The organism is Candidatus Phytoplasma crotalariae (genome assembly GCF_030586865.1).
Taxonomy (GTDB): Bacteria; Bacillota_I; Bacilli_A; order Acholeplasmatales; family Acholeplasmataceae; genus Phytoplasma; species Phytoplasma citri.
Genome location: NZ_JAOSIR010000036.1, coordinates 1 through 3,934 on the forward strand (window position 1 = coordinate 1; position 3,934 = coordinate 3,934).

General features: G+C 22.1%; 7 protein-coding genes. All 7 read left to right on the forward strand.

Translation table 11 applies throughout. From position 1 onward, the window contains the following. Positions 1-307: 307 nt before the first annotated feature. The 7 genes from greA to OC683_RS02115 all read left to right on the forward strand — a co-directional run bounded on the left by greA (position 308) and on the right by OC683_RS02115 (position 3,714). Positions 308-847, forward strand: a complete 540-nt coding sequence (gene greA / locus OC683_RS02085; RefSeq protein WP_304514892.1) for a transcription elongation factor GreA — start codon at positions 308-310, stop codon at positions 845-847. Positions 848-861: 14 nt separating this feature from the next. Next, complete coding sequence (locus OC683_RS02090; protein WP_304514893.1) at positions 862-1,428, forward strand: YqeG family HAD IIIA-type phosphatase; 567 nt, start codon at positions 862-864, stop codon at positions 1,426-1,428. A gap of 16 nt (positions 1,429-1,444) precedes the next feature. Then, complete coding sequence (gene yqeK / locus OC683_RS02095) at positions 1,445-2,017, forward strand: bis(5'-nucleosyl)-tetraphosphatase (symmetrical) YqeK (protein WP_304514894.1); 573 nt, start codon at positions 1,445-1,447, stop codon at positions 2,015-2,017. Between the two features lie 22 nt (positions 2,018-2,039). Continuing rightward, on the forward strand, positions 2,040-2,594 hold the full coding sequence (gene rsmD / locus OC683_RS02100) for a 16S rRNA (guanine(966)-N(2))-methyltransferase RsmD (protein WP_304514895.1): 555 nt from the start codon (positions 2,040-2,042) through the stop codon (positions 2,592-2,594). An 86-nt stretch (positions 2,595-2,680) separates the two neighbouring features. Next, on the forward strand, positions 2,681-2,893 hold the full coding sequence (locus tag OC683_RS02105) for a YneF family protein (protein WP_304514896.1): 213 nt from the start codon (positions 2,681-2,683) through the stop codon (positions 2,891-2,893). 20 nt (positions 2,894-2,913) lie between these two features. Continuing rightward, positions 2,914-3,261 (forward strand): hypothetical protein, encoded by a 348-nt coding sequence (locus tag OC683_RS02110; RefSeq protein ID WP_304514897.1) that lies wholly within the window; start codon positions 2,914-2,916, stop codon positions 3,259-3,261. Between the two features lie 48 nt (positions 3,262-3,309). After that, a complete protein-coding gene (locus OC683_RS02115) occupies positions 3,310-3,714 on the forward strand; it encodes an OsmC family protein (protein WP_304514898.1) in 405 nt (134 codons plus the stop codon). Positions 3,715-3,934: the final 220 nt, after the last annotated feature.

A 3,934-nucleotide genomic window follows, 5' to 3' on the forward strand; every position in this document is an offset into this window, starting at 1 on the left:
TCGCAAGAGAGTAAATTAGGGAAAGCGGTGTGCTTGGAAACTTGCTCGCACCGTTTGGACGGGGGCTGATTGTAAATAAAATGGCAAATATAAATCGCCACATAAAGCGCAATTAATCTATCCGTATTAAAATACAAGAATTTAAAATATATTTAAAAAATAATTATTTTTTTAAAACTATATTTACCGATTTAGGGGATGGTTTAAGTATTTCTTGTAAAAATTTTTTACCATCTACATATATATTTAGATGATAAAATGCATTATCTAGTATAAAAAACAACAAAAAAAGAGGTGGTTATTTATTATGAACCATGATATTATTGATTCTTATATGAATAAGTATAAAGTTGATAAAAAAAATATTCCTAAAGATAAACAAATTTATAAGTTAACTCGAGAAGGTTTAGATAAATTAAAACAAGAGTTAGAACATTTAACTTCTACTAAGAGAAGTGAAAATTTAATTTCTTTAAAAGAGGCTCGCGATCAAGGTGATTTAAGCGAAAATGCTGACTATGCTGCTGCTACTAATGAACAAATAATAATAGAAACAAGAATTTCTGAAATCAAAAATATCTTAAAAAATACGGAAATAATTGATCATTCTAATCAAAATAAAGAAATTGTTACTATCGGTAATACAGTAGATATTCAGTTTTTAGATAATATGCAAATTTTAAAATTACATTTAGTTGGAATTTTAGAAGTAGATCCTTTAAATAATAAATTTTCTATCGAATCTCCTATTGGACAAAGTTTACAAGGTCATAAAGAAGGTGATCAAGTAAAATATAAATCTGAAACTGGTAAAATTATTGATATTAAAATTTTGAAAATATATTAATTTGATATGAAGATATGAAAATTATAAAATTAGAAAAATACCTTCATTATATACCTAATTTTTATTATGATTCTGTTTTTGAAATTCCTTTCGAATATTTTTTTCGAAAAAATTTTAAAGTTTTATTATTTGATTTGGATAATACTCTTATAGAACCCTATCAAACAACATTAGATAATAAAGTTTATAATTTCTTAACAAATATTAGTAAAAAATTTCAAATAATTATTCTTTCAAATGCTTCTAATCGTAAATTAAAAAAAATTTTAGAACCTAATTGGAATTATGTTTATCTTAATTTGTTCCATAAAAAACCTTCATCTTGGGGTTTTCGCAAAGTTTTAAGTTTAAATCAAATACAAACTCAAGAAGTGATCATGATTGGAGATCAATTAGCAACAGATATTAGAGGAGCTAATGAATTAAATATTACTTCTATTTTAGTAAAGCCTCTGAATAGAAAACAAGAAAATTTATTTACAAAATATAATCGTTTTTGTATAGAAAGACCTTTAATTAATTTAATTCGAAAAAATAATTTAGATATTTATAATAAAAAGTTTAAGAATTTTATTAAATAAAAGATAATTAAAAGCTATGTTAATAGAAGAAATTTTAAAAAAAATTAATAATAAATTTAAAAATGATATTTATCGTTTAAATCATATTTTAGGAGTTTATCAAAAAGCTACTGAATTAGCTATATTTTATGAAGAAAACCTTGAAGAAGCTCAAATAGCTGCTTTATTTCATGATTATACCAAAAATGAATCTTTAGAATTTCATTTATCTTTATTAAATCATGAAATTATTAATAAATATAAACAAATGGTTTTTATGTATCATGCTTTTAGTGCGCCCATTGTGCTTCAACAAGAATTTAATATTAATAATACAAAAATTTTTGATGCAATTAGAAAACATGTTTGGGGTCATGAAAACATGAATAAATTAGATAAGATTATTTTAATTAGCGATAAAATAGAAGATAGTAGAACTTTCCCGAATATTGATTATTTTAGAAAATTAGCTTTTAAAAATTTAGATCAAACAGTATATGAATTATTAAAAAATAATCTTGATTATTATATTAGCAGCAAAGGTTTTAAATCTTTTTCTGAACAAATAAAAATATTAAATTCTTTAAAGAAAAAACTTGCTTTAAATTGAAAAAAGTTTGGTAATATTTATAATGTTACGTATTATATCAGGAAAATATAAAAATTTTCGTTTAAATTTAGTACCATCTAAAACTACTAAAAGTTCTACTCATTTAATTAGAAAAGCTTTATTCGATACTATTCAAAAAGATATTAATAATAGTATTGTTTTAGATTTATTTGCAGGTTCTGGAGCTTATGGTTTTGAAGCTTTAAGTAGAGAAGCAAAAAAGATTTTTATGGTAGATAATTCTCTTCCAGCATATTTAACCATTAGAAAAAATCAAAATAAACTTAAAATTAGTAATCAACAAATAATAGTTTTTTATAAAAATGCTTTCAATATGTTAAAACGATTTATATATCAAAAAATTAAATTTGATGTAATTATTCTAGATCCTCCTTATACTTTGAATATCAAACATTTATTTCTGGAATTATTAAAAATTATTCATTGTCAAAGTTGGATTATTTATGAAACTTATCATAAAAATTTATTACCTAATATTAATCACAAATTTATTTTAATTAAGAACCAAAAATACGGCAACAAAAGATTAATTTTTTATAAACCTATTGTTTTATAATAAAAAGATACTTTTTAATTAAATAAATTTATTAAAAAAATAATTAAATTATTCCAATAAATATTCAAATTGAAAGGAAAATAGTTATGAATTGGTTTGAAACAATTTTATTTTTATCAGGTTTATTTATAGGAATTTTAGTAGGAGCATTAGTAATGTTTTTCGGTATTAAAAAATATTTAGAAAAAAATCCTCCTATAAATAAAAAACAAATTAAAGAAATGTTGAAACAAATGGGAAGAAGTCCTAGTGAAAAACAAATTCAACAAATTATGTTGGCGATGAAAAATAAAAAATAAAAGGAGATTAAATAAAGTTAATGATTTATTATATATTGTTTGCAATTATATTTATTGTTATAATAACTTTTATAATTATGAATTTGATATATCGATTTAATTTTAATTATAAAATCGAACATTATTTATTAAATTGTGATACTTTAGAGCAAGAAGTTTTAAAAACTTTTATGAACAATAGAAATCAAACTTTTCCCTTAACTAATCAATCTTCAATTACTAAAAAATTTTTAAATTTAAATATCTTAATTAAAATAAAAGATGATGAAGTTAATTCAGAACATGGAATTTATTTATTAAATAAGAATATTTTTAATTTAGTTATAAAAAATAACAAATTAAAACAAATATATTTAGAAAGAAATTAATTAAATATATTTTTAATTATTATATAAAATTTAAAGGTATGTCTAAAAATGAAAAATCAAATAGAAATTATAGCTTATTATGAACCCAAATTACAAGATATAGGGATTATTTATAAAGGCTTAAAAACAAAGCTTAATTCTGCATTTGCAAATAGTTCGGAAATTAGTAATCCTAAAGAATTATTTTGTTTATCTTTATTAATATGTTTTTATAAAACTACACGTAAATATTTAAATCATTCTGATTTTAAAATAAAAATTTTGTGTCATAGTTGTATTGATGAAAAAGGATTTTATTTTGATATTAGTTTAGTTTGCGGTATTAAAGATTTATCAATCGCTGAAACACAAGATATTATGAACTTGATTCACCAAAAATGTCCTATTTCGCGAATGTTAAATAATTATCAATATTTTCAAATTAAACCCACATTGTATCAAGATGGGTGCTAAAGAGGCCTAAAATTTTCTGCTATTTAACCAATAGCCAGAGCTGATAAACTCTGAATGGAGATGGTCGGTTTGGCAGACGAAAGAATGCCAAACTACAGCAGACCATAAAAGCGGGTTGCGATGAAAGCAAATTAGTCAAGAAGACCTCGCCACCAAATAATTCCATGGAGAAGCCTGAGATGGCCTAAGAAGGAAAATTGATGTAATAGCATGACCTGTT

Coding starts and splice junctions, on each gene's coding strand:
- OC683_RS02115 (WP_304514898.1), top strand. CDS start 3,310: ATGAAAAATCAAATAGAAATTATAGCTTATTATGAACCCAAATTACAA.
- rsmD (WP_304514895.1), top strand. CDS start 2,040: ATGTTACGTATTATATCAGGAAAATATAAAAATTTTCGTTTAAATTTA.
- greA (WP_304514892.1), top strand. CDS start 308: ATGAACCATGATATTATTGATTCTTATATGAATAAGTATAAAGTTGAT.
- OC683_RS02090 (WP_304514893.1), top strand. CDS start 862: ATGAAAATTATAAAATTAGAAAAATACCTTCATTATATACCTAATTTT.
- OC683_RS02110 (WP_304514897.1), top strand. CDS start 2,914: ATGATTTATTATATATTGTTTGCAATTATATTTATTGTTATAATAACT.
- OC683_RS02105 (WP_304514896.1), top strand. CDS start 2,681: ATGAATTGGTTTGAAACAATTTTATTTTTATCAGGTTTATTTATAGGA.
- yqeK (WP_304514894.1), top strand. CDS start 1,445: ATGTTAATAGAAGAAATTTTAAAAAAAATTAATAATAAATTTAAAAAT.